Origin of the sequence: Colwellia sp. C1TZA3, assembly GCF_007954265.1 — a bacterium.
Lineage (GTDB): Bacteria > Pseudomonadota > Gammaproteobacteria > Enterobacterales > Alteromonadaceae > Cognaticolwellia.
This window is the reverse complement of record NZ_VOLS01000010.1, coordinates 18,958-40,282: the sequence shown is the minus strand read 5'-3', so window position 1 is coordinate 40,282 and position 21,325 is coordinate 18,958. Positions and strand designations below refer to the sequence as shown.

The window sequence follows — 21,325 nt, the reverse complement described above, 5'->3', positions numbered from 1 at the left end:
AAGCTAACACTACTTCTGGTTAGCTTATCGCTGTAATAAGGATACCCATGCGCTTTTTATCTCGTCGATTAATTCTACCTAATGATTTAAATTATGCTAATTCACTCTTCGGTGGTCGGGCATTAGCTTGGATTGATGAGGAAGCTGCTATATATGCCATATGCCAACTAGAAACAAACTGTTTGGTTACTAAGCATATTGGCGCCATACATTTTGAATCACCGGCTCAACAGGGTGACATTGTTGAGTTTGGTTTATCAACTAAAGCGGTTGGAAATACCTCGATTACTATCACATGCATTATGCGTAATAAGGTGACGAAAAAAACAATATGTTTGGCTGATGATATTGTTTTTGTTCAAGTTGATCCTGAATCTAAACAACCGATCCCACATGGTAAAACGTTGGCTTCTTTAACTGAGATTATTGAAGGTTAATGGATGTGCTTAATCTAAGAAGACTTTAGGAACTGGCTCATAAATGATCAGAACTTATCACATTTATAGTCAACTCTGTCTCACTTTTGAAGTGCAAAAACTACTATTATTTAGTAGTTTTTACTTTAGTGCAGTAATGCTAAATTGGTCTAGAGCGCTACCAGTAAAGTACATTGCAATATCATGATGTAGGTGGTGTATTTATTTATTAGGTATTTATTTGAGCAGGCTTCTATCTGAGTAAAGGTTTAGCCGTAGTTGTGTTTACTCAGTTTACTCAGTTTCGTCAGTGAGAAATTGTTGATAGCGATCAATAGCAAAATATCGAATAGAGTTTTTTAGCGTGATTTTTTTCGCAATAAGCTGCTCATTTCGATATGGTTTTACGACCTGCTTTGCGCCATTTACATCACTTTGCCTACCATGAAGTAGTTTTTTTTGTAAGTTTTCAAATTCGGTTCTCATGATTAATTTCATATTAACACTCGATCCTCATCGTTATAACCATAACCAATAGCACAGGTTCGTCGCTAGAGCTTATTAATTTCTTTTTGAACGCTATAGCCTTCATCAGTAATAATTTTTTCTAACACTTGCATACGCTCTTCAAGTGCTTGTACTTGTTTAATCACCGCTATAGCTTTTTCATTACTTTGGCTGTTGTGGTTTAAGGTTTTGGCTTTAAATTCTAAATGCTTTTTGTACATGTCAAATATCACACCAAAGCCAACCGAAATAAATACAATTGCCACAACCATCGCTGTACCTGACATATTTTAAGTCTCCTATACTTTGTAACTGAAATAAATAATATTTCAGTTACAAAGTATAGCGTATAACGATGAGAAAAATGCTTAATTAATCAGTAAAAAGCCCACTGAGCTCTTGCTTTGCTAAATAATTATCCATCGTCGAACGCAAGAGTTTATAAAGTAATATTGAACCGTCAATCTCTTCTTTACGGTTAGTTAAACTCTCAATATTAAGCCCTAGAGGCACTTTGTAGGGCAAAACCGCATCAAGAATCTGAACCAAGGTATTGCTGCAAATTCTAATCGATTCATATAATGGTCGCTCAGCATTTAAAATGCGTAAACTTGTTGCTTCAGGAACACTGACACCCAACCATTCAATAAACTCTAAGGTTTTCTTACTGCCACAGGGAGAGAAGGTTAAAATAATACGTTGTGGCTTTATACCTTGTTGCTGACACTCGATGGCATAGCGCGTCAACATATCAATGGTTGCTTGGGCATTATAAATGGCTTGTGAGATAAAAAAGTTGCAACCTTGCTGGTGTTTTTCAATTAATTTAACATGCTCATTGCCTTTATTTGCATGACGCTCAGCAATAGTAATACCGCCAATAAAAAAGTTATTTTCATTGGTCACTAAGGTTTTATAGGCTTCAGCCAAAGGCAGACTAATACTATTTTGCCGTGAAGGGCTGCCAACCAGTACAATGTCGCGAATACCATATTCATGCCACGCTTCATTAACCCATTGATTAAAAGCATCACCGTTTGATTGCACGACACTCTTGTAAGTAATCACCGGTCGTTTTGACTTCTGTTGTAAAAATGAGGAGTAAAGTCGAGGATCATGCGTTGACTTAAAAGGAAAAGGCCGTGGCTTTGAGGTGCGTGAATCTTCATTTTGAATGTCATAAACAATTAAACCGTCAAAGTCGATGTCGCTTACACGCTCAAGTAATTTATCGGCAATAATTGATACTTGCTCGATGGGTGTATCACTTTTGGGCGGGGTTGTGCCGATAAAGTAGACACCACGATTTACGTCGTTATATCGTGCTCTTAACTCTGAACCGTTCTTCACTATCGTTACTTCTTATTTAAGGTAAGTTAGGGTCTTTAATAACAATTATCTTACCTTGTTACATGATAAAAATCTGCGCTCGTCTAATAATAGTTTTATCAACATTATAGCTAATGCTGATAAGCCAACGGATATAGTCTGTTCGATTGATTTTTATATCGATGCTGCGATATCTATTTGATGAAGAATTTCATCTTTATCTTTTAATCGTTTGATATTGTTAAATAAGGTATCTGCTTGTGGGTATTGTAACTTTAAATAACGCAACCATTGTTTTAAACGACTTGAAAAATAAAAGCTTTTATGGCCTTTTAAGTCTAATGCGCTATTACTTATTAACAACAAGCTTAGTTCAGACCAAGGCATAGGTTTTTCATCAAACTTAATAACATTGGCTAAGTTGGGTAGGGCTAATGCGCCACGCCCCAGCATCAGGTTGGGTGTTTGACTCTGAGTTACACAGTCAGTGGCATCACTTTTACTCCAAATCTCACCATTAGCAAATATCTCAATATCGTACTTTTGTCTTATTTGGCCAATAAAGTGCCAGTAGGCAGGAGGTCGGTAGCCATCTTGCTTGGTGCGAGCATGAATGGTTAATTGGTCAACCTTAGCTGACTCAATTGCACTAACAATTTCATCTAGCTTTGAGGCATCATTAAAGCCTAGCCTGATTTTCGCTGATAAAGTGGCATTAGGGTCAATAGCCGCTCTTATTTTAGCCATTATTTGATAGATTTTTTCTGGCTCGTTTAGCAAAACAGCGCCACCTTTACTTTTGTTAACGGTTTTAGCCGGACAACCAAAATTTACATCAACACCGTGTGAGCCCATGTCTATTGCCCTAACTGCATTTTCAGCCATCCAATCAGGCTCTTGGCCGAGTAACTGAATTCTCAAGGGGGTACCACTTTGAGTTCTGCAGCCATGCTCTAGCTCAGGGCACATTCTTCTAAAAACATGCTCAGGCATTAAAGCGTCAACAATGCGAATAAATTCTGTTATACAAAAATCATAATTATTAAGTGATGTCAGTGTTTTACGCATTAATTCATCGGCAACACCTTCCATAGGCGCTAGGATTATTTTTTTTACTTTAGTTTCTATTGGGGTATGCATACGTTATTAGCTGTAATATTTGAGGCGGTAGACGTTATTCAATGGTGTTTTATTAAATACCTTATGCTGAGAGTAACCTGTACTCTTAGCAGGCAACGCGCTTTAGCTGCCATTATTGTTGATTTACCCAAGGGTGATCGTCTGGCAATAATAACATTAAGCGCAGCATAACAACTAAAAATAAATAGTAAGCGACTTATTTATCTTCCATTTATTTTTAGTATTAAAAATGGGCCAAAAAACTATTTTTTTACTGGCAAGTTACTCAGATATAATGCAGTTTTGTCATGAAAATTAAGTGGAATTTGTAAAGTTAAATGATTTTAGCCTATATTGATGGGCTTTTTTTTTGACAAAAAATAATATAATAATCAATCATATTAACTACATTTTGCTAGTGAAAGTGGCTAATGCAGCAGTTAAATAGCTGAGTTTTTTACTTGTGGTTTCATGTAGATAAGGCTAATCTCAATGATGTTGTAGATACAAAATTTCTTTAACTTAATTCAAAAAATTTACAGCATTTGAAATTTATTTACATCCAGTGTGGTCTTTGTAAATAGCTATACCTAGTAGATGTAGTGTCTAATTAAAAAATTAAAAGGAAAATATAATGAAATTAATTAAAAAATCTTCAATTGTGGCTTTATTAGGCTTATTTGTATTAACGGTTGCGGCAACAATGCCAGTGCAAGCAGAAACTAACCCATTTGCTGTACAAAACGTAATGACTATAGTGTCTGCAGACGGTCACGAGAACGGTAAATGCGGCGAAGGCAAATGTGGCGAAGGTAAAGCCAAAGCTAAAACCGAAGGCAAGTGTGGTGAAGGCAAAGCTAAAACCGAAGGTAAGTGCGGCGAAGGCAAAGTTAAAACCGAAGGTAAGTGCGGCGAAGGCAAAATGAAAGCCAAAGCCAAAGGTAAATGCGGCGAAGGCAAGTGTGGAGAAGGTAAAGTCACAAAAGCTAAAGAAGGCAAGTGTGGCGAATAAGTGTAGTGCTTAGTAAATAAGCTTGATAGCATATAAAAAACCACTTCACTTGAAGTGGTTTTTTAATTTTAATGATTTAATATTAACGACAACGTTTAAATATAAGGATAATCAATGAGCAAAAATATTGTGATTACTGGCGCGAATAGAGGCATAGGCTTAGCCATGTGTCTGCACTTTAAGGCACAAGGAGATAGTGTCTTTGCGCTGTGTCGAAAAACTTCAGTTGAGTTAACCGCGCTTGATGTCAATATTATTGAAGATGTCGATGTAGCAAGTGATTTAGGTATAGCAAACATGGTATCTGCCTTAAAGCATATCGACATTGATGTATTGGTGTGTAATGCCGGTATTTTACGCGATGAAAGTCTAGCCACTCTCGATTTAAACACTATACGAGAGCAGTTTGAAGTCAATGCTTTAGCTCCGCTAAGAGTAGTTGCTAGTTTGCAAAAACAGCTTAAAGAAGAAGCAAAAGTAGCACTTATTACCTCAAGAATGGGCTCTATTGCGGATAATGACTCAGGTGGTCGTTATGGTTATAGAATGTCAAAGGCGGCTTTAAATGCGGCAGCCATGTCGTTAAGTCATGATCTTGCCAGTAAGAAAGTGGCTGTTGGTGTATATCATCCCGGTTATGTCCAAACCGAGATGGTTAATTATGGTGGTGATATCAGCGCGAGTGATGCAGCTAAAAAGTTGGTTGGGTTAATTAATCAACTCACTTTAGCACAAAGTGGTATTTTTAAGCACTCCAATGGTAATGTCTTGCCTTGGTAATGAAGAGCAATATAAGCTCAAATGTTGGTAAACCGGTTAGTAGTAAGTATATAAAAGTTTGGCAAACCGTGCTGGCTATTCCTGTGGGAAAAGTCGCCTGCTACGGCCAAATTGCTGATCTAGCAGGTTTACCTGGCCGCGCTCGGTTAGTAGGCAAAGCGTTAGCTGCTGTGCCAACTAACGGCTGGCACGGGCAAATAGTGCCTTGGTATCGGGTGATTAACGCTCAAGGTAGAATTTCATTTGCAGCCGGTAGCGAAAACTTTGCTCAACAGCGCGACTTATACCAATCCCATTAAGTTATTGCTCACTTGTACTAGTTAAAATAGCTCAAGGCTGTGTTGCTCTCAATCCCAATAGCCAGCTATTGCTCAATCGAGCGCCTTACCTTGAGTTATTTTTCCTGCGCACAACAAGATCACAAACTTAATGGAACTGGTATTACTGCAAGCTGAGCAAGTGGTGGTTATGGGGGCGCGTATCAAATTAAAAGACTTTCAATGGCAACCTGATCTAGCAGAGTTGTTGTTTGTTTTAGCGCATTAGTATTGCCTTTGTCGAGTCTATTTTAGTTGTTACTATGATCGGTTAAATTTTTCTGGGCTACTAAATCAGTATTGTCAGCGCCAAATGCTGTCTGGGCCAATTGCCATAATTTTTCATAAACAAAATCGGCTTGCCAACAGTTTTCGATATCAGGAATTTGCATTATCTTCTGCATAATCTCTTGCTGAATATCACCAAGTGCTAAGGCCTGAGAATAAGGCAGTAAGGGTGAGAAGGTCACCATAGTATACAATGGAGTCCAAAGTGTCGGATATCGCTGATGAAATTCTGCTTCTATTTTTTTCTGTAATAAAAACGTTGCCTGACCTGATAACTCACTCATTTCAACAAAATTTCGTTTGGCTAACTCACTAATAGCATCAGCATTGATTTTTCTGGCCACTTGATAAGCTGGAAATATTTTCGACCAGTCTTGCTGATATTCAGTAATTAATTGGTCTAATACTCGACAATCTTCAAAGCCGCAATTCATGCCTTGACCATAAAAAGGCACCATGGCATGAGCGGCATCACCAATTAACGCGACAGTATTATTGATAACCCAAGGGTCAACATTCAGCAGAAATAATGGGCTGGCGGTTTTATTGAGAAAGTCATCTATCGGATTTTCCATTAAAGGCAGTGCATCGGCAAAATTTTCTGCAAAAAACGCAGTGACTTCAGCGCGGTTTGTTAATGAAGAAAATGACACCTCACCTTCAGAGTCTAGAAATAAGGTGCAAGTGAAAGAGCCGTCAGGGTTAGGTAAGGCAATCAGCATAAAGGTTTTACGTGGCCAAATATGTAAGGCATTTTTGGCTATTTTAAATGATCCATCGTCATTGGCTGGAATGTGTAATTCAATATAGCTTTGTGGCATATAAGATTGGTTATAACTAAAGCGTGGCGTGTCTTGTGCTAAGCGACGCACTTTTGAGAAAGCGCCATCTGCACCAAATAAAATATCTGCTGAGACTTTTTCAACGCTATGATCATGGCTAAAGCTAGCACTGGCATTGCTAAAATCAAGATCAATTAAACGTTGTTCAAATTTAACTTTTATTAAAAGCTCTTGCTCAGCTAAATCAAGTAGCTGCTCATTAATACCCGAACGAGAAACTGACCAAATAGCTTGATCTTCTTGACCATATGCTTGTTCGGTAATCGTGCCGTCAATGGCGTGCATTACACGCTTATACATAGCAATGGCGTGCTGCTTAACCTCTGCTTCGAGACCTACAGATGCTAATGCCAACCAACCCCGATCAGACAAAGCAATGTTAATTGACTTACCTTGATAAATATTATGGCTACGCGAATCAGCTCGCGATTCAAATAAATTAACGGCATAACCATGGCGTGCTAAAAGCACAGCAAGCAAAGTACCAACTGGGCCGGCACCGGCAATGGTTATTTTCTCTCTTACTGACATTAGATGTATTCCTTTAATATTCTGAAAAATGGTAAATATTTTGAAAGTCATTGTATAACGGCACTGGCGCAATACAAATAATACCAGTTCCATTAAGTTTGTGATCTTGTTGTGCGCAGGAAAAATAATTCAAGGTAAGGCGCTCGATTGAGCAATAGCTGGCTATTGGGAGTGAGAGCAACACAGCCTTGAGCTATTTTAACTAGTACAAGTGAGCAATAACTTAATGGGATTGGTATAACATTGGGCTCGCGCCCATCTGCGCTAACACGCTTAGCAGATAAGGTGACTTGCCGTTGATGTAATGATAACTCAATATTGTTGGCAGCATGAGTAAGATTGCATCCAACTTTCAGCACAATAAAAAAATTAATGTCAGTAAATTTTTGATAAGAAACAGACAAATTTTTATTTTTGGTGTCAGGTTAAATATTCGTCGGTTAATTAAGCTTTCGTTGTTGTTAAAAAAATCTTATCCCCGAGGCTCATAAATCAATAAGTAAACAAATGTGTTATTAAACGCATGTTTGTTAAGCGAAAGGGTGGTTAAAGACCCGATATGATTGAGCTTTGTACGGTCAGCTATCGCTTTAATTACCAACAAGGATAAGATGAAAATTAGACAGAAGTGGCTAGAAATTAAAGTCGCCTGTCGTTGGATTTAGGCAGATTAGCGAAAACAGCAAGACATTGATAATTAGCCTAGGTACAGTAAGTTATACCTACACTGTTTTTTATAACAATAAAGACATCAATACTTTAAAGTGATTCGTTATAAAATCGGACGATACTTGGATAATCCATGGAGTTGAAAATGAAGCGTAAAACACTAGCTATTTTAATTGCGTCAGCACTAACAATCTCGTCTTTTGCGACGACTAACGTTTTAGCCTTTGAACAAGATATGGCTAACGATATTGCAAAAGATTATCAACAGCACTTAGCCCCGTTATGGGATCATTTTCATCGTAATCCTGAATTATCATTAATGGAAACTAAAACAGCAAAACGTTTAGCACAAGAATTGAGTGCTGTGGGTTATGAGGTTACTCAAGGTGTTGGTGGCACAGGCATTGTCGCGATAATGAAAAATGGCGAAGGCCCAATGGTCATGGTACGAGCCGATATGGACGGTTTGCCCGTAGTTGAGCAGTCAGGCTTAGCTAATGCCTCAACAGTTAAAATGCAAAATTGGAATAACGAAACTGTCGGTGTTATGCACGCTTGTGGTCATGATGTTCATATAACAAGCCTAGTGGGAACTGGTCGCTATATGGCTGAAAATAAAGATAAATGGTCAGGCACTTTAATGCTTATAGGCCAACCTGCAGAAGAAAAGGGCCCTGGCGCTTCTGCGATGATGGCAGATAATTTATGGCAGCGTTTTGGTCAACCTGATTATGCTTTTGCTTTTCATGTTAGTGCCAATTCAGAAGCGGGCAAAATAATTGTAGACGAAGGCTCGCCTTATGCCGGTGCTGATACGGTTGATATTACGATACACGGTATTGGTGCTCATGGTGCTTCACCACACCAAGGTAAAGATCCTGTTGTGATTGGTGCGCAAATTGTGAACAACTTACAAACTATTATTAGTCGTGAATTGGCACCTCGTTATGCGGGTGTTATCACAGTAGGTTCATTTCATGCCGGTACTAAGCATAATATTATTTCAGATGAAGCTAAGTTGCAGTTAACGGTACGGAGTTTAACACCAGAAGTACGTGAGCAGTTACTATCAGCTATTAAGCGTGTTGCTATTGGTACAGCACGTACTGCAGGTGTGCCAGAAGATAAATTACCAGAAGTAGTGGTCAGTGAATTCGCGTACCCGCCGACCTTTAATGATAAAAAATTGGCTCAGCGCTTGAAAAGCGTATTAAGTGAAAAAATGGGTGCTGACGCACTATTAGAGCCGGCGGAAACTGGTATGGGTGCAGAAGATTTTGGCTTCTTTACTACCAAACCTTATATTCCTAGCGTTTACTTTAAAGTAGGCGGCACGCTAAAAGCTGATTTTGAGCGAGCACAAGCCGGTGGCGCAGCTGTGCCAAGTCATCATAGCCCACAATTTAAAATAACCCCTGAGCCCGCTATTAAATCAGGTGTTGAAGCTACGGTGTATGCGCTACTTGATGTTATGGCGAAATAATTACCCTAGTCCTTATCTTGTCTGTAAACTTAATGGCTAGCGCAAATTATATTAATATCGCTTTAGTGATACTAAAATAGTCATAACTTTTGTGCTGAGTCATGTTTGTTATCTGTCGATAGTTGGATGCTAAACAAGACTTTTATCAGTAGATAACCGTTTTCAACAGTATTTTACTGATAAAAAAGCCCAGTCAGAGACTGGGCAAAACAAGAGAGATAAAAGGCGTAAAGAAAAAATTAATTTTTCTATCACATTGATATTACGTTGTTGTAATAAGCTGCTAGCGCTAATCGCTATTTTTCTTGGCTCTTTTCATTTAATGGTTTAAAAAACCTTACCCTGAGTGCTCACTTGTTGTTTCACTCGGCTTAACAATCTGACTCATTGACCTTAGTTTGGTTAACGCTGTGTCGTAATCTGGGTGTTGAGAGATATTGCCAACTAGTTCTTTATAAGCGATTTTTCCATCGACATCAATAATGAAAATAGCGCGTGTTAACAAGCCCATATCTTTAATAAGTAAGCCATAATTATGACCGAAATTTCGCCAAACAGCATCTGATAATACTTTGATACTCTCTACTTTTTCAGTTTTACAAAAACGTTTTTGAGCAAAAGGTAAATCATTACTAATTGTTAACATAACCACGTTTTCGGGTAAGTTTGCTACTTCATCATTAAAGCGCTTAGTTTGAATAGAGCAAACACCGGTGTCTAAACTCGGTACAACTGAAATTAACACGGGTTTGTGCTTAAATTCAGCTAAGGTAACGGGTGAAAATGACTGAGTTACTACTTTAAAGTCAGGTGCCTCATCTCCTACCTTTACTTGATTGCCCAATAAGGTAACGTATTTATTACCCGCCATGACTAAATTGGTGGTTTCTGTTAGTTCAGCTACAGACATATCAGCGCTAACTGAAGCGATAAATACTGAGCTAAGTAAGGCAATTGCAGGTAATTTTAAAATATTCATAATTTCGATATTTACTTAAGGTAAACTAGTACTCAAGCTTACCTTTGTGTAAGAAAAAAGTGTAGAAAAAATGCAAATTAATTGCGTTTTATTTTAAAAAAACTACCGCCTATTATAATAGCATGAGTATATGTTGACCTTTTTATTACTGAATATACCTTGCTGAAAATTCCAATTGAGTTATCTTTTGCTATCCCAACCTAGGGTTCTTTCTGCTATGCCAACTTCTTTACTTATTTGTGATGACTCTACTATGGCGCGAAAACAAGTCGCGCGTTCACTCCCTGATGGTTGGGATGTTGATTTAACATTTGCTAGCAATGGTGTTGAAGCCATAGCAGCAGTTAAAGCAGGTAAAGGCGATATATTATTACTTGATTTGAATATGCCAGAAATGGACGGCTATCAAGTACTAGAAACCATATTAAAACAAGACCTGCCAACCTTAACCATTGTTATATCAGGTGACATTCAACCCGAAGCACACCAAAGAGTGAAGCGTTTAGGCGCATTAGATTTCATTAAAAAACCAGTTGATAAAAGCAAACTCACTGAAGTATTGAGTGCTTATGGCGTTTTCAGTAAAGATGACCTTATCATTGCTGAAACTGAAACTGAAACTGAAACTGAAACAGCTAAAGCGATAAATCAATCAACAGGCCCAGTAAAAAGCCTATCAGTGAGTGAACTGAGAAGGCCAGCGGTGGCAGCAAGACAGCAATCAATTATTAAAGTTGATAGTGAAATGCTTGATTGTTATCAAGAAATCACCAATGTGGCGATGGGGCAGGCAGGTGATTTACTGGCTCGTTTACTAGATGTTGTTGTTGTTTTACCTGTCCCCAATGTTAATTTAATTGAAGTCAGTGAGTTAACAATGGCGCTTTCGGATGTGGAAAACAAAGATGAAACTTCGGGGATCTGTCAAGGTTTTATTGGTGCTGGCATCTCAGGTGAAGCACTTTTAATTCTTAATGACTCAAGTTTCAAAGATATTGCCTCATTGATGAAATATGGTGATAAGTTAGATAACAATGTTGAATTAGAGTTATTAATGGACATAGCTAACTTACTTATTGGTGCATGTTTAAGTGGTATTGCAGAACAGCTTGATATGTCATTTAGTCAAGGCCATCCGGTTGTATTAGGTCAGCATAGCAAAATTTCCGAATTAATTGCGACAAATACTAATAAATGGAAGAAAACCCTCGCGATTGAAATTAGCTATAGTATTGAAAATTATCCTATTAAATTTGACCTATTGTTGCTTTTTACCGAACAATCGTTAGCCGTACTTAATCATAAAATAGCTTACTTGTTGGATTAATCATGTCATTACAAACAGCACAGTTGAACGAATTACATTGGATGATGGAAGTACTTCATACCATTGATGTTGGCCTAGTGGTACTTGACCGTGATTACACCATTCAAATTTGGAATGGTTTTATGGAAAATCACAGTGGCTTATTACCGCGTGAAGTCAAAGGTAAGTTACTCTTCGATCTTTTTGATGAAATACCCCAAGATTGGTTTCGTCGTAAAGCGGAGTCAGTATTTTTATTAAAAAACAAAGCTTTTACTATTTGGGAGCAACGCCCTTATGTGTTTAAGTTTAATAATTATCGCCCTATTACTGGTACTGCTGAGTTTATGTACCAAAATACAACTTTTATTCCCTTAATGTCGACTACGGGTGAAGTTTCTCATTTATGTTTATTAGTTTATGACGTCACTGATAATGCCACACAAAAAAAGGAACTAAAAAAAGCCAACGCTGAGTTAGCCATTTTTAGCCGAACTGATGGCCTAACCCAATTGTTTAATCGCAATCATTGGCAGCAATGTATAGCAGCTGAATTTAAGCGTTATACGCGTAACCAACATGCTAGTAGCTTAGTTATGTTGGATATAGATCATTTTAAGGCTGTTAATGATAACTATGGTCACTTAGTGGGTGATGATGTCATCCGCCACTTAGCAAAATTGATCCGTGAACAAGTACGAGAAACTGATATTTCAGCGCGCTATGGCGGTGAAGAATTTATTATTTTATTGGCAGATACTTATGCAGAAGGTGGGCTGATATTTGCTGAGCGCTTGCGTAAAACAGTAGAAGAGTCAGTAATTATTTATAATGAGATTGAAATTCAATACACGATTAGCTTAGGCGTTGCACAAGTTGAACCAAGCTATAGCACAGTAACACAGTGGCTTGAGCACACCGACAATGCGTTATATCAATCGAAAGGTAATGGCCGTAATAAAGTAACGGTTTATCAAAAGTAATATTATACAAGTTGATTAATTATCGGTTCATTTCTAAGGGTTAAAATAAAAAACTGCTGCGTTATAAAATTTATAACTACTGATTAAATTTTATCTCTTGTATTTCCTCATTTTTCTTCATAAAAAAAGCCCATTAGGGCTTTTTTATATTGATAAGTTTATGAATACTTTAGTTATAACAAGCACAGCATAATATCTTGCTGATGCTGATATTATGTTTTCCTTAGTGCAATCAACCCATGTAACCCTTGTGCAATGATTATCGCTAATAGCACACCACCGGCGTTAGCGGCTAAGTCTAGCCATTCACCATAGCGATTAACGTGTGGCTGAATCAATTCGATTAAACCACTCCAAACAATGAATAATAAGGCAAACGCTAACCAATACTTAGGGCGACGCAGTGCTATGGGTAACATTAAAGCGCAATAGGCAATAAAGTGGTGAGTTTTATCACTACCAGGTACGCTAGGTAAATACTGGGCAGGGTAGAGCGAAGCAACCGTTATTAGTACTAAGATCACGACTGTTATACCCTGCCAAAACTGCTTAATAAAGTTTGTTATAGTGATTATCATCACTACTTTTGATACACCAATTTGCCATTTACCCAGGTTTTATCAACCGACACCTGCCAGATATTTTGCTCAGGCATGGTAAATAAATTATTGTCGAGTAAAACAAAGTCAGCTTTTTTTCCTTTTGCTAAGCTACCAATAATGTTTTCTTGATGGCCAGAATAGGCGGCATCTAAGGTAAAGCTTCTAAAAGCTTCCAGCGGTGTCATTTTCTGATCGGCAAACCAACCACCTTTGGGGCTATTGCTATGATCTTGACGAGTAATTGAGGCATGTAGACCAAAAAATGGATTGGGTGATTCAACTGGAAAATCTGAACCAGCCGCAATCATTACCTTAGCATCAAGTAACTTTCTCCAAGCATAAGCGCCTAACATTCTGCTTGGCCCTAGTCGGTCTTGTGCCATATTTTTATCACTAGTTGCGTGAGTTGCTTGCATGGCAGCGATAAGATCTAACTCTGCAAAACGCGGTATATCTTCAAGGCGTAATACTTGTGCGTGTTCAACACGGTGACGTAAAGCTTTGGTATTAGTCGCTTTGATCTGTTTTTCGTAGGTATCAAGTACCAATTTATTGGCATTGTCACCAATGGCATGACTATTGACTTGATAGCCTTGGCGCATTGAAGTATTAACCAAATGTTCAAATTCTTTTGGGGTATTTAGCAGTAAACCTTTATGACCTGGGTGGTCAGAATAATCTTCAATTAATGCCGCACCACGACTACCTAAGGCACCATCGGTTTGAATTTTTACGCTATTAAAAGTTAACATATCATCTTTGCTGCGATATTGGCCGTTAGCCAAAGTTTGTTGCCATTTAGCTGACGGCAAATACAACATAGCATTAACGCGAATACTCATTGCTTGTTCTTGGCTCAATTCTTTAAAAGCATTTAGGTTATCAGTGTCAATGCCAGCGTCATGTACGCTAGTAAGGCCATAACTGGCAAGCGAGTCCATGGCCTTGACCAATACTTGTTTTTGCTGCTTAATGGTTAAAGGCGCAATACTGTTATCAATGAGTGCCATGGCATTATCGATAAAAACACCCGTAGGTAGGCCATTTTTATCTTTAATAATCTCACCACCTTCTGGTGATAGGGTATCTTTTGTGATGCCTGCCAGCGCCATCGCTTTTGAATTTGCCCAGCCAGCATGGCCATCAACACGTTTAAGCCAGACCGGTTGGTTGATAAAGTGCTTGTCTAAACTCTCTGCATGAGGGAAAACATTGCTTGGCCATTGGGTTTGATTCCAGCCCCGACCTTGTATCCATGTCAGTCCCGCGTTAGCTTTGGCGTATGCTAAGGTCTTGTTAACGGCATCTTGCTCGGAAGCACTGTTGACTAAATCTGCGCGCAATAGGCTTAAACCATAATTTAAAATGTGGCCGTGCGAGTCAATCAAACCCGGGATTAAAGTTTTCCCTTTACCATCAATAACTGTTAAATTTTTTGTACTTGGCAGGGTGTCTGTTGCCGAATATATTTTATCGATTTTGTCATCGGTAAACGCAATAGCAGCGAAGCTTTCAAGCTCACTGCCTGTTATGGTATAGCCTTGAACATTAGTTATTAACGTCGTTTTTGCAAACACTAGCGTGGGGCTCAATGTTGCAATGAGTATTGCCGATTTTATTGAGGTCGATAGTCTAATCATAGTATTTCCTTGATTTGCTTTTTTATTATCATTAAATACTAACATGAAAAATAATGAAAACTTTAGCTTTTTTATCTATAGATTCAGAGCTTTTTATGAGAAAAAATGCCTAAAGGCTCTGAAAGGAGAACAAGATAAAATCATAACGTTAGCCTAGGTTTTAAGTGGCCAGCACCATGGAGGGTTAACCTTAGCAAGACTTGCCAATACAGCTTTTCGTTGTAAGTAATACCAATCCCATTAAGTTATTGCTCACTTGTACTAGTTAAAATAGCTCAAGGCTGTGTTGCTCTCAATCCCAATAGCCAGCTATTGCTCAATCGAGGGCCTTACCTTGAGTTATTTTTCCTGCGCACAACAAGATCACAAACTTAATGGAACTGGTATAATACCAAGTTGATTAATTATCTGCTCATTTTTAATGGTTAAAATGAATAACTACAGCGTTATAAAATTTATAAGGTGAATAACTACTGACTAAATTTCATGCCTTGTATTTATCCATTTTTTCTCATGAAAAAGTGGATCACTTAATTAATAAAATTGGTATAAGCTCAGTGTTATAAGCATAGCTGTTAAGGTTTTATGATTTCGGTCTATATTGAAAACGGCGTATAACAGCCAATAACAAAAGTAATAAAGGAATAACAAAGTCGATAACACGCGTGTAGCGCGCGTAAGGTGTTAGCCCAGTCACTAAAGCTACTTGAGTACTAAGTACGACTTGTTCAAATTGTGGGATTTGCTTAAGAATCTGGCCTTGGTGGTCAATAACAGCAGTAATGCCATTGTTGGTTGCGCGCAAGAAAGGTCGACCAAACTCTAGCGCACGCATTCTAACAATTTCTAAATGTTGGTGTGGGCCATGTGAATCACCAAACCAAGCATCATTACTCACCGTTAATAGTAAATCAGTTTGGTTGGAAAAATTAGCACTAAGTTGCTCGGCAAAAGCCACTTCGAAGCAGATCAGTGGCAGTAAGTGATAGCCATTAGCGACGAGGTTATTTTGCACATATTCACCGCGACTAAAAGATGACATCGGCAAATTAAAAATCGCTGCTAGTGGTCTTAACCAACCCGCAAAGGGCACAAACTCACCTATGGGTAATAAGTGATGTTTGGCGTAACGATTCTGATTGTTATATTGGTAACTTCCTTGACTGTCATTCGGTGATTTCTTGCCAAGTACGACTAAATTATTGTAATAGTTTTTGCTATTGATGTTGTAATCAATAATGCCAGTAATAATCGCGCTGTTATTCAGTAAGGCTGATTTTTGTGCTATTTGTAAAAAATCTTGTGCTTGGGCACTTGGCTCTACTGCGGTGATGGCTGATTCTGGCCAGATAATAATATCAGCAGGGTAGTTTTTTCGGGTTAGATCTAAGTACGTTAGCATGGTGGGCCAAGTTAACTCGGGTGACCATTTCATTGCTTGTTTAATATTCCCTTGTACCATCAGCGTGTTGACAGACTTACCCGTTGCTGACACCCAAGTCTTATTCTGCAAAACTAGGCCTGCAACACTAATCGTGATAAGTAAGGTAATATGTAGGTAAGGTTTGCGCTGCTTAAGAATATAAACCATGGCAATGCTGATGGTAATCACTAGGGCGCTAATACCTTTCTCGCCAATGAGAGGGGCAAAGACAGCTAAAGGACCGTCAATTTGACTATAACCTAAGGTTAGCCATGGAAAGCCTGTAAGCAAAACACCACGTAAAAACTCGGCGAGTAGCCAAAAGGGCAATAAAAGCCAAAGATTAAGTTTATTTTGATAGGAAAAACGCGCAGCTAAATAGCAGGCAAGAGCAAGAAATAGCGCTAAATATACACACAGCAATATCATCAATAATACTGACACAATTAGCGGTAAGCCACCAAACTGATCGATACTGACATGTACCCAACTAATACCGGAAGAAAACCAACCAAAAGCAAAAATAAAACCTTGCTTAGCTGCTGCTCTAGCTGATTTTTCTTGCAGTGAGTATAGCCATGTTGGTAATAGTATCGCCATCAGCCAATAATAAGAAAATGGCGCATAGCACAGTACTAATGCAAGTCCCAGTATAAAACTGAGACCATTTTCTTTATTGGTGATATTTTGATGAATTCGTTTAAAGACTGTCTTTAGCATAGCGTTTAATCAGTGACTTTACCTGCAACAAGATGTTCTTTTGGTACGGTAATTTGCAAGGTTTGCATGCGTCGATTATCGGCAGCAGTGACTTTGAATATGATTTTATTAATGGTGATTTTTTCACCTTTTTTCGGCATGTGCCCAAAATGCTGGGTAACAATACCACCGATGGTATCGGCATCACGTTCATTAAATTGAAAATTAAAGTAATTATTAAAGTCGGTGAGGTCGGTAAGAGACTTTACTTGATAAACTTGACCGGCAAGATATTTAATATCTTCCTCCATGGCATCGTCGGTTTCGTCTTCAATTTCACCTACGATCAACTCTAAAATATCTTCAATGGTTACCACACCTGAAACGCCGCCGTATTCATCAACAACAATCGCCATATGATAACGCTGTTGGCGAAACTCTTTTAACAGTGGATCAACTTTTTTACTTTCAGGAACAATAATAGCGGGACGAATAATTTGTGCTATGGTGAAATTTTTTTCAATTTTTTTAAAACCATAAGCTAATAAATCTTTCGCTAATAAGATGCCTTCAACATCGTCAATATCATCATTAATCACGGGAAATCTTGAATGTCCAGAATCCACTATAATGGCGAGTGATTTCTCTAGCGGCTCATTAATATCTAAGGTGATCATTTGTGAACGAGGGATCATAATATCGCGTACTCGCATATCAGATACTTCGAGTACACCTTCGATCATTTGCTTGATCTCTGGGTTGATAAATTCATGGTTTTCAGCATCATTTAATGCATTGACTAGCTGCTCTTTGCTTCTCGGTTCTCCGGTAAATACTTGCATGATTTTAGTCAAGATTGATTTATTTGAAGAACCGTTACTAGAGTGGGGTTGGTCGTCGCTCATAGAGCCTTTTTAATTCCTTGTTAGTTGAATTTAATATTATTTAATTACTTAACCAGTTTGTAACCGATCGTCGTTAATTTCAAGTACTAAATTGTTGCTTATTCTCTTCAGTAACTATTTTGCTGACAGAGATCAAATAATGCTTTGATATTTACAGTAAGCGAATTTATAAATCAGTCCGCTTACGATTTAACACTGGCTGCTATTGTATTTCATACGGAGCAGCAATGCCCAAACCGGTTATTATTTTGGTTTCAAGTGCTTCCATTTCTTCTGCTTCATCATCGTCAATATGATCAAAACCTAGTAAATGTAAGCAGCCATGCACAACCATGTGCGCCCAATGGGCATTAATACTTTTGTGCTGTTCTGCCGCTTCTTGCTCAACAACATCAACGCAAATGATAAGATCACCTAGTAAATCAAGCTCAATACCATCAGGTACTTCAAATGGAAAAGACAAAACATTGGTGGCTTTGTCTTTACCTCGATACTGATGATTAAGCTGGCGGCTTTCAGCACTATTGACCAATCTAATGGTCAATTCAAATGATTTTTTATAGGGTGCTAGTGCAGCTTCGGTCCAACGTTGAAAATCATCGAACTTAGGCACCACTTTGTCACCACAAGCCAATTGTAAATCGACAATAATATTAGCCGCGTTATTCGCCATGTTTGCTTTCGCTGGCAGCGGCTAACGCTTCTGCTTTTTGCTGTTGTTCGCGAGCTTGCTGTTTCTCTGCTTTTAAGCGTTGCTCTTTTTGTTCAAACGCTTCATAAGCTTCAACGATATGACCAACAACCGGGTGGCGTACAACATCCTTTGCTTGAAAGAAGTTAAAACTAACCCCCGGAATATCAACTAATACGTCAATCGCATGACGTAAGCCAGATTTTTGTCCGCGCGGTAAATCTACTTGGGTAATGTCACCAGTGATCACGGCGCGTGAGTTAAAGCCGATGCGGGTTAAGAACATTTTCATTTGTTCTACGGTGGTATTTTGACTTTCATCTAGAATAATAAAGGCATCGTTTAAGGTTCTACCGCGCATGTAGGCTAATGGAGCCACTTCGATGACATTACGCTCAATCAGTTTTTCAACTTTCTCAAAACCGAGCATTTCAAAGAGCGCATCGTATAACGGACGTAGATAGGGGTCGACTTTTTGCGATAAATCGCCTGGTAAAAAGCCAAGCTTTTCACCGGCTTCTACGGCTGGGCGGGTCAGTAATATGCGCCTGACCTCTTGACGCTCTAAAGCGTCGACAGCGCAGGCCACCGCTAGGTAAGTTTTACCGGTACCGGCAACACCAACACCAAAGCTGATGTCATTGGTAATGACATTTTGGACATAACTTTGCTGGCTCTCGTTACGCGGTTTGACCATACCACGTTTGGTTTTTATGGTCACCATATCGTCGTACTTGCCATCAAGCTTGCTTGGTGTGGCTTCTAGTACTCCGGCTTCTACAATGGCTAAGTGCAGCATTTTAGCGGTAATGGTGTTTGACTTACCTTTAACTGTTTCGGTTTCAAGGTAAAGATTGATCAAAAGTTGTTTCACGGCTTCTGCATTTAAACTTTTACCGGTGACTTTAAACTCATGGCTTCTGTAGCTGATCTCAACGCCCATTCGACGTTCTATCGTCTTAAGGTTGTCGTCTATAGCGCCACACAAATTGGCCAGGCGATTATTATCGGCTGGAGATAGTTCAAAAGTTATACTGGTATTTTTACTCAATTGCGGTTCCCGAGTGCTCGAAGCATCATGTTAAAAGGGCAAATAATTATTTGCCCTTAATATTTACGTTTATGAATAATAACGGCTTAAGGCGTAAAGGTCGCTACCCCTAGCTCATTGACTAGATTTTTTTCTGCTTGGTGATGGTTGTTAGCTAAAATATCAGCTGGTGAATGGGCGATACGTAAACCCATTTCACTTTCTTGGCGAATTAATTCACCACGTAACGAGTTGGCATAGACATCGGTGATTTTGACATCAACGAATTGGCCAATAACGGTATGTGGAGCAACAAAGTTTACAATACGGTTGTTCTCTGTCCGGCCACGTAATTCCATTGGATTTTTCTTTGACGGACCTTCAACTAAAATACGTTGCTCGGTATCAAGCATATGACGGGCAATTTGTAGCGCTTGCTGGCTAATACGGTCTTGTAAAATTTGTAAACGTTGCTTTTTAGTTTCATCACTAATGTCATCAACCATATCGGCTGCAGGTGTACCTGGGCGAGCACTGTAAATAAAGCTGAAACTTAAATCAAAATCCACTGCTTTAATTAAGTTCATGGTAGCTTCAAAATCTGCATCGGTTTCACCTGGAAAACCAATAATAAAGTCAGATGACATACAAATATCAGGTCGAACTTTTTTCAGTTTACGGATTTGTGACTTGTACTCTAAAGCGGTATGGCCACGCTTCATTTGCGTTAGAATGCGGTCCGAACCACTTTGTACCGGCAAATGTAAGTGGCTAACAAGCTCAGGCACGTCAGCGTAAACATCAATAATATCATCAGTAAATTCGATGGGATGTGATGTGGTATAGCGAATACGGTCAATACCGTCAATCGTAGCCACAAGGCGTAACAGTTCAGAAAAACGACAAATACTGCCATCATGTGAATCGCCGCGATAACCATTTACATTCTGGCCAAGTAAATTTACTTCGCGCACACCTTGGTCGGCAAGTTGAGCAATCTCATAGAGTACATCATCAAGTGGACGACTAACTTCTTCACCACGGGTATAGGGCACTACACAGAAGGTACAATATTTACTACAACCTTCCATAATAGAAACAAAGGCAGTAGCACCATCAGCTTTTGGCTCAGGCAAACGGTCAAATTTTTCAATTTCTGGGAAGCTGACATCAACAACATGGCCCTTATGACCAGTAACTTGTTGGATCATTTCAGGCAAACGGTGCAAGGTTTGTGGACCAAAAACCATATCTACATAAGGAGCACGTTGGCGAATAGCATCACCTTCTTGTGAAGCAACACAACCACCAACACCAATAATGAGATCAGGATTTTTTACTTTAAGGTTTTTCCAGCGACCTAGCTGATGAAAGACTTTCTCTTGTGCTTTTTCACGGATAGAGCAGGTATTGAGTAAGATAACATCAGCATCTTCTGCTGCTTCGGCTAATTCAAAGCCATGGGTAGAGTCTAAAAGTTCAGCCATTTTCTGCGAGTCATACTCGTTCATTTGACAGCCCCAAGTTTTGATATATAGCTTTTTACTCATTGATTTGCGCCTAATCTTTTCTATGAATTGATTCTAGTTTTTGCTAGAGAATTTAAGGAGGCATATTTTACTCTTTCTTTGCCTATGATGCTAGCTTAGAAATATCTTGGTTAAAAAAAGTTTTAATTTTTTAGCCTAGCGTGGTTAGTAAGTAAAATTTTGAAGCGCTCAGTTTGGTCATTAAGTGATTAGTAGCAGGTTTTTTTGCTAGTGTTTCACTTGGG

21 protein-coding genes are annotated in these 21,325 nt (G+C 38.7%); 7 read left to right on the top strand and 14 right to left on the bottom strand.

All coding sequences use genetic code 11. The features are described 5' to 3' along the window. Positions 1-47 precede the first annotated feature (47 nt). On the top strand, positions 48-437 hold the full coding sequence (locus tag ESZ39_RS04800) for an acyl-CoA thioesterase (protein WP_146878650.1): 390 nt from the start codon (positions 48-50) through the stop codon (positions 435-437). Between the two features lie 273 nt (positions 438-710). On the opposite strand, the gene ESZ39_RS04795 is transcribed toward ESZ39_RS04800, so the two are convergent. The 4 genes from ESZ39_RS04795 to ESZ39_RS04780 all read right to left on the bottom strand — a co-directional run bounded on the left by ESZ39_RS04795 (position 711) and on the right by ESZ39_RS04780 (position 3,392). Then, on the bottom strand, positions 711-914 hold the full coding sequence (locus ESZ39_RS04795) for a hypothetical protein (RefSeq protein WP_146878649.1): 204 nt from the start codon (positions 912-914) through the stop codon (positions 711-713). 53 nt (positions 915-967) lie between these two features. Next, positions 968-1,210 (bottom strand): hypothetical protein, encoded by a 243-nt coding sequence (locus tag ESZ39_RS04790; protein ID WP_146878648.1) that lies wholly within the window; start codon positions 1,208-1,210, stop codon positions 968-970. 85 nt (positions 1,211-1,295) lie between these two features. Continuing rightward, positions 1,296-2,273 (bottom strand): methylenetetrahydrofolate reductase, encoded by a 978-nt coding sequence (locus tag ESZ39_RS04785; protein WP_146878647.1) that lies wholly within the window; start codon positions 2,271-2,273, stop codon positions 1,296-1,298. Positions 2,274-2,426: 153 nt separating this feature from the next. Next, entirely contained in the window at positions 2,427-3,392 is a 966-nt protein-coding gene (locus tag ESZ39_RS04780) for a tRNA-dihydrouridine synthase (protein WP_146878646.1), read from the bottom strand. A gap of 613 nt (positions 3,393-4,005) precedes the next feature. Between ESZ39_RS04780 and ESZ39_RS04775 the strand changes: the two genes are divergently transcribed. From ESZ39_RS04775 to ESZ39_RS04765, 3 genes are all read left to right on the top strand, one after another. After that, positions 4,006-4,383, top strand: a complete 378-nt coding sequence (locus ESZ39_RS04775) for a hypothetical protein (RefSeq protein WP_146878645.1) — start codon at positions 4,006-4,008, stop codon at positions 4,381-4,383. 114 nt (positions 4,384-4,497) lie between these two features. Then, positions 4,498-5,163, top strand: a complete 666-nt coding sequence (locus ESZ39_RS04770) for an SDR family oxidoreductase (RefSeq protein WP_146878644.1) — start codon at positions 4,498-4,500, stop codon at positions 5,161-5,163. Next, positions 5,163-5,462: an MGMT family protein gene (locus ESZ39_RS04765; RefSeq protein ID WP_146878643.1), complete on the top strand. Its 300-nt coding sequence runs from the start codon at positions 5,163-5,165 to the stop codon at positions 5,460-5,462. The genes ESZ39_RS04770 and ESZ39_RS04765 overlap by 1 nt, the downstream gene beginning before the upstream one ends. Before the next feature lie 269 nt (positions 5,463-5,731). Here ESZ39_RS04765 and ESZ39_RS04755 read toward each other — a convergent pair whose 3' ends face one another. Together ESZ39_RS04755 and ESZ39_RS04750 are read right to left on the bottom strand one after the other, a co-directional pair. After that, positions 5,732-7,141, bottom strand: a complete 1,410-nt coding sequence (locus ESZ39_RS04755) for an FAD-dependent oxidoreductase (protein ID WP_146878642.1) — start codon at positions 7,139-7,141, stop codon at positions 5,732-5,734. A gap of 92 nt (positions 7,142-7,233) precedes the next feature. Beyond that, complete coding sequence (locus tag ESZ39_RS04750) at positions 7,234-7,545, bottom strand: hypothetical protein (protein WP_146878641.1); 312 nt, start codon at positions 7,543-7,545, stop codon at positions 7,234-7,236. A gap of 410 nt (positions 7,546-7,955) precedes the next feature. Here ESZ39_RS04750 and ESZ39_RS04745 point away from each other — a divergent pair, with 410 nt between their 5' ends. Next, positions 7,956-9,293 (top strand): amidohydrolase, encoded by a 1,338-nt coding sequence (locus ESZ39_RS04745; RefSeq protein ID WP_146878640.1) that lies wholly within the window; start codon positions 7,956-7,958, stop codon positions 9,291-9,293. A 337-nt stretch (positions 9,294-9,630) separates the two neighbouring features. On the opposite strand, the gene tpx is transcribed toward ESZ39_RS04745, so the two are convergent. Further along, the gene (gene tpx, locus ESZ39_RS04740) at positions 9,631-10,203 is read right to left on the bottom strand and encodes a thiol peroxidase (protein ID WP_223270241.1); all 573 of its coding nucleotides are present in this window, start codon (positions 10,201-10,203) and stop codon (positions 9,631-9,633) included. A gap of 286 nt (positions 10,204-10,489) precedes the next feature. On the opposite strand from tpx, the gene ESZ39_RS04735 reads away from it, so the two are divergent. Together ESZ39_RS04735 and ESZ39_RS04730 are read left to right on the top strand one after the other, a co-directional pair. Next, the gene (locus ESZ39_RS04735; RefSeq protein WP_146878638.1) at positions 10,490-11,599 is read left to right on the top strand and encodes a response regulator; all 1,110 of its coding nucleotides are present in this window, start codon (positions 10,490-10,492) and stop codon (positions 11,597-11,599) included. Between the two features lie 2 nt (positions 11,600-11,601). After that, positions 11,602-12,561, top strand: coding sequence for a GGDEF domain-containing protein (locus ESZ39_RS04730; protein WP_146878637.1), 960 nt, complete (start codon positions 11,602-11,604; stop codon positions 12,559-12,561). 212 nt (positions 12,562-12,773) lie between these two features. Here ESZ39_RS04730 and ESZ39_RS04725 read toward each other — a convergent pair whose 3' ends face one another. The 7 genes from ESZ39_RS04725 to miaB all read right to left on the bottom strand — a co-directional run bounded on the left by ESZ39_RS04725 (position 12,774) and on the right by miaB (position 21,101). Further along, the gene (locus tag ESZ39_RS04725) at positions 12,774-13,085 is read right to left on the bottom strand and encodes a VanZ family protein (RefSeq protein WP_223270237.1); all 312 of its coding nucleotides are present in this window, start codon (positions 13,083-13,085) and stop codon (positions 12,774-12,776) included. 56 nt (positions 13,086-13,141) lie between these two features. Then, positions 13,142-14,803, bottom strand: a complete 1,662-nt coding sequence (locus ESZ39_RS04720; protein WP_146878636.1) for an amidohydrolase — start codon at positions 14,801-14,803, stop codon at positions 13,142-13,144. A gap of 583 nt (positions 14,804-15,386) precedes the next feature. Further along, positions 15,387-16,946, bottom strand: a complete 1,560-nt coding sequence (gene lnt, locus ESZ39_RS04715) for an apolipoprotein N-acyltransferase (RefSeq protein ID WP_146878635.1) — start codon at positions 16,944-16,946, stop codon at positions 15,387-15,389. Positions 16,947-16,951: 5 nt separating this feature from the next. Beyond that, positions 16,952-17,830 carry an HlyC/CorC family transporter gene (locus ESZ39_RS04710; protein ID WP_146878634.1) on the bottom strand — a complete coding sequence of 293 codons (879 nt, stop codon included), beginning with the start codon at positions 17,828-17,830 and terminating at the stop codon, positions 16,952-16,954. Positions 17,831-18,032: 202 nt separating this feature from the next. Continuing rightward, a complete protein-coding gene (gene ybeY, locus ESZ39_RS04705; protein WP_146878633.1) occupies positions 18,033-18,503 on the bottom strand; it encodes an rRNA maturation RNase YbeY in 471 nt (156 codons plus the stop codon). Beyond that, the gene (locus ESZ39_RS04700; RefSeq protein WP_146878632.1) at positions 18,493-19,572 is read right to left on the bottom strand and encodes a PhoH family protein; all 1,080 of its coding nucleotides are present in this window, start codon (positions 19,570-19,572) and stop codon (positions 18,493-18,495) included. The genes ybeY and ESZ39_RS04700 overlap by 11 nt, the downstream gene beginning before the upstream one ends. Before the next feature lie 86 nt (positions 19,573-19,658). Beyond that, a complete protein-coding gene (gene miaB, locus ESZ39_RS04695) occupies positions 19,659-21,101 on the bottom strand; it encodes a tRNA (N6-isopentenyl adenosine(37)-C2)-methylthiotransferase MiaB (protein ID WP_146878631.1) in 1,443 nt (480 codons plus the stop codon). Between the last annotated feature and the right edge of the window lie 224 nt (positions 21,102-21,325).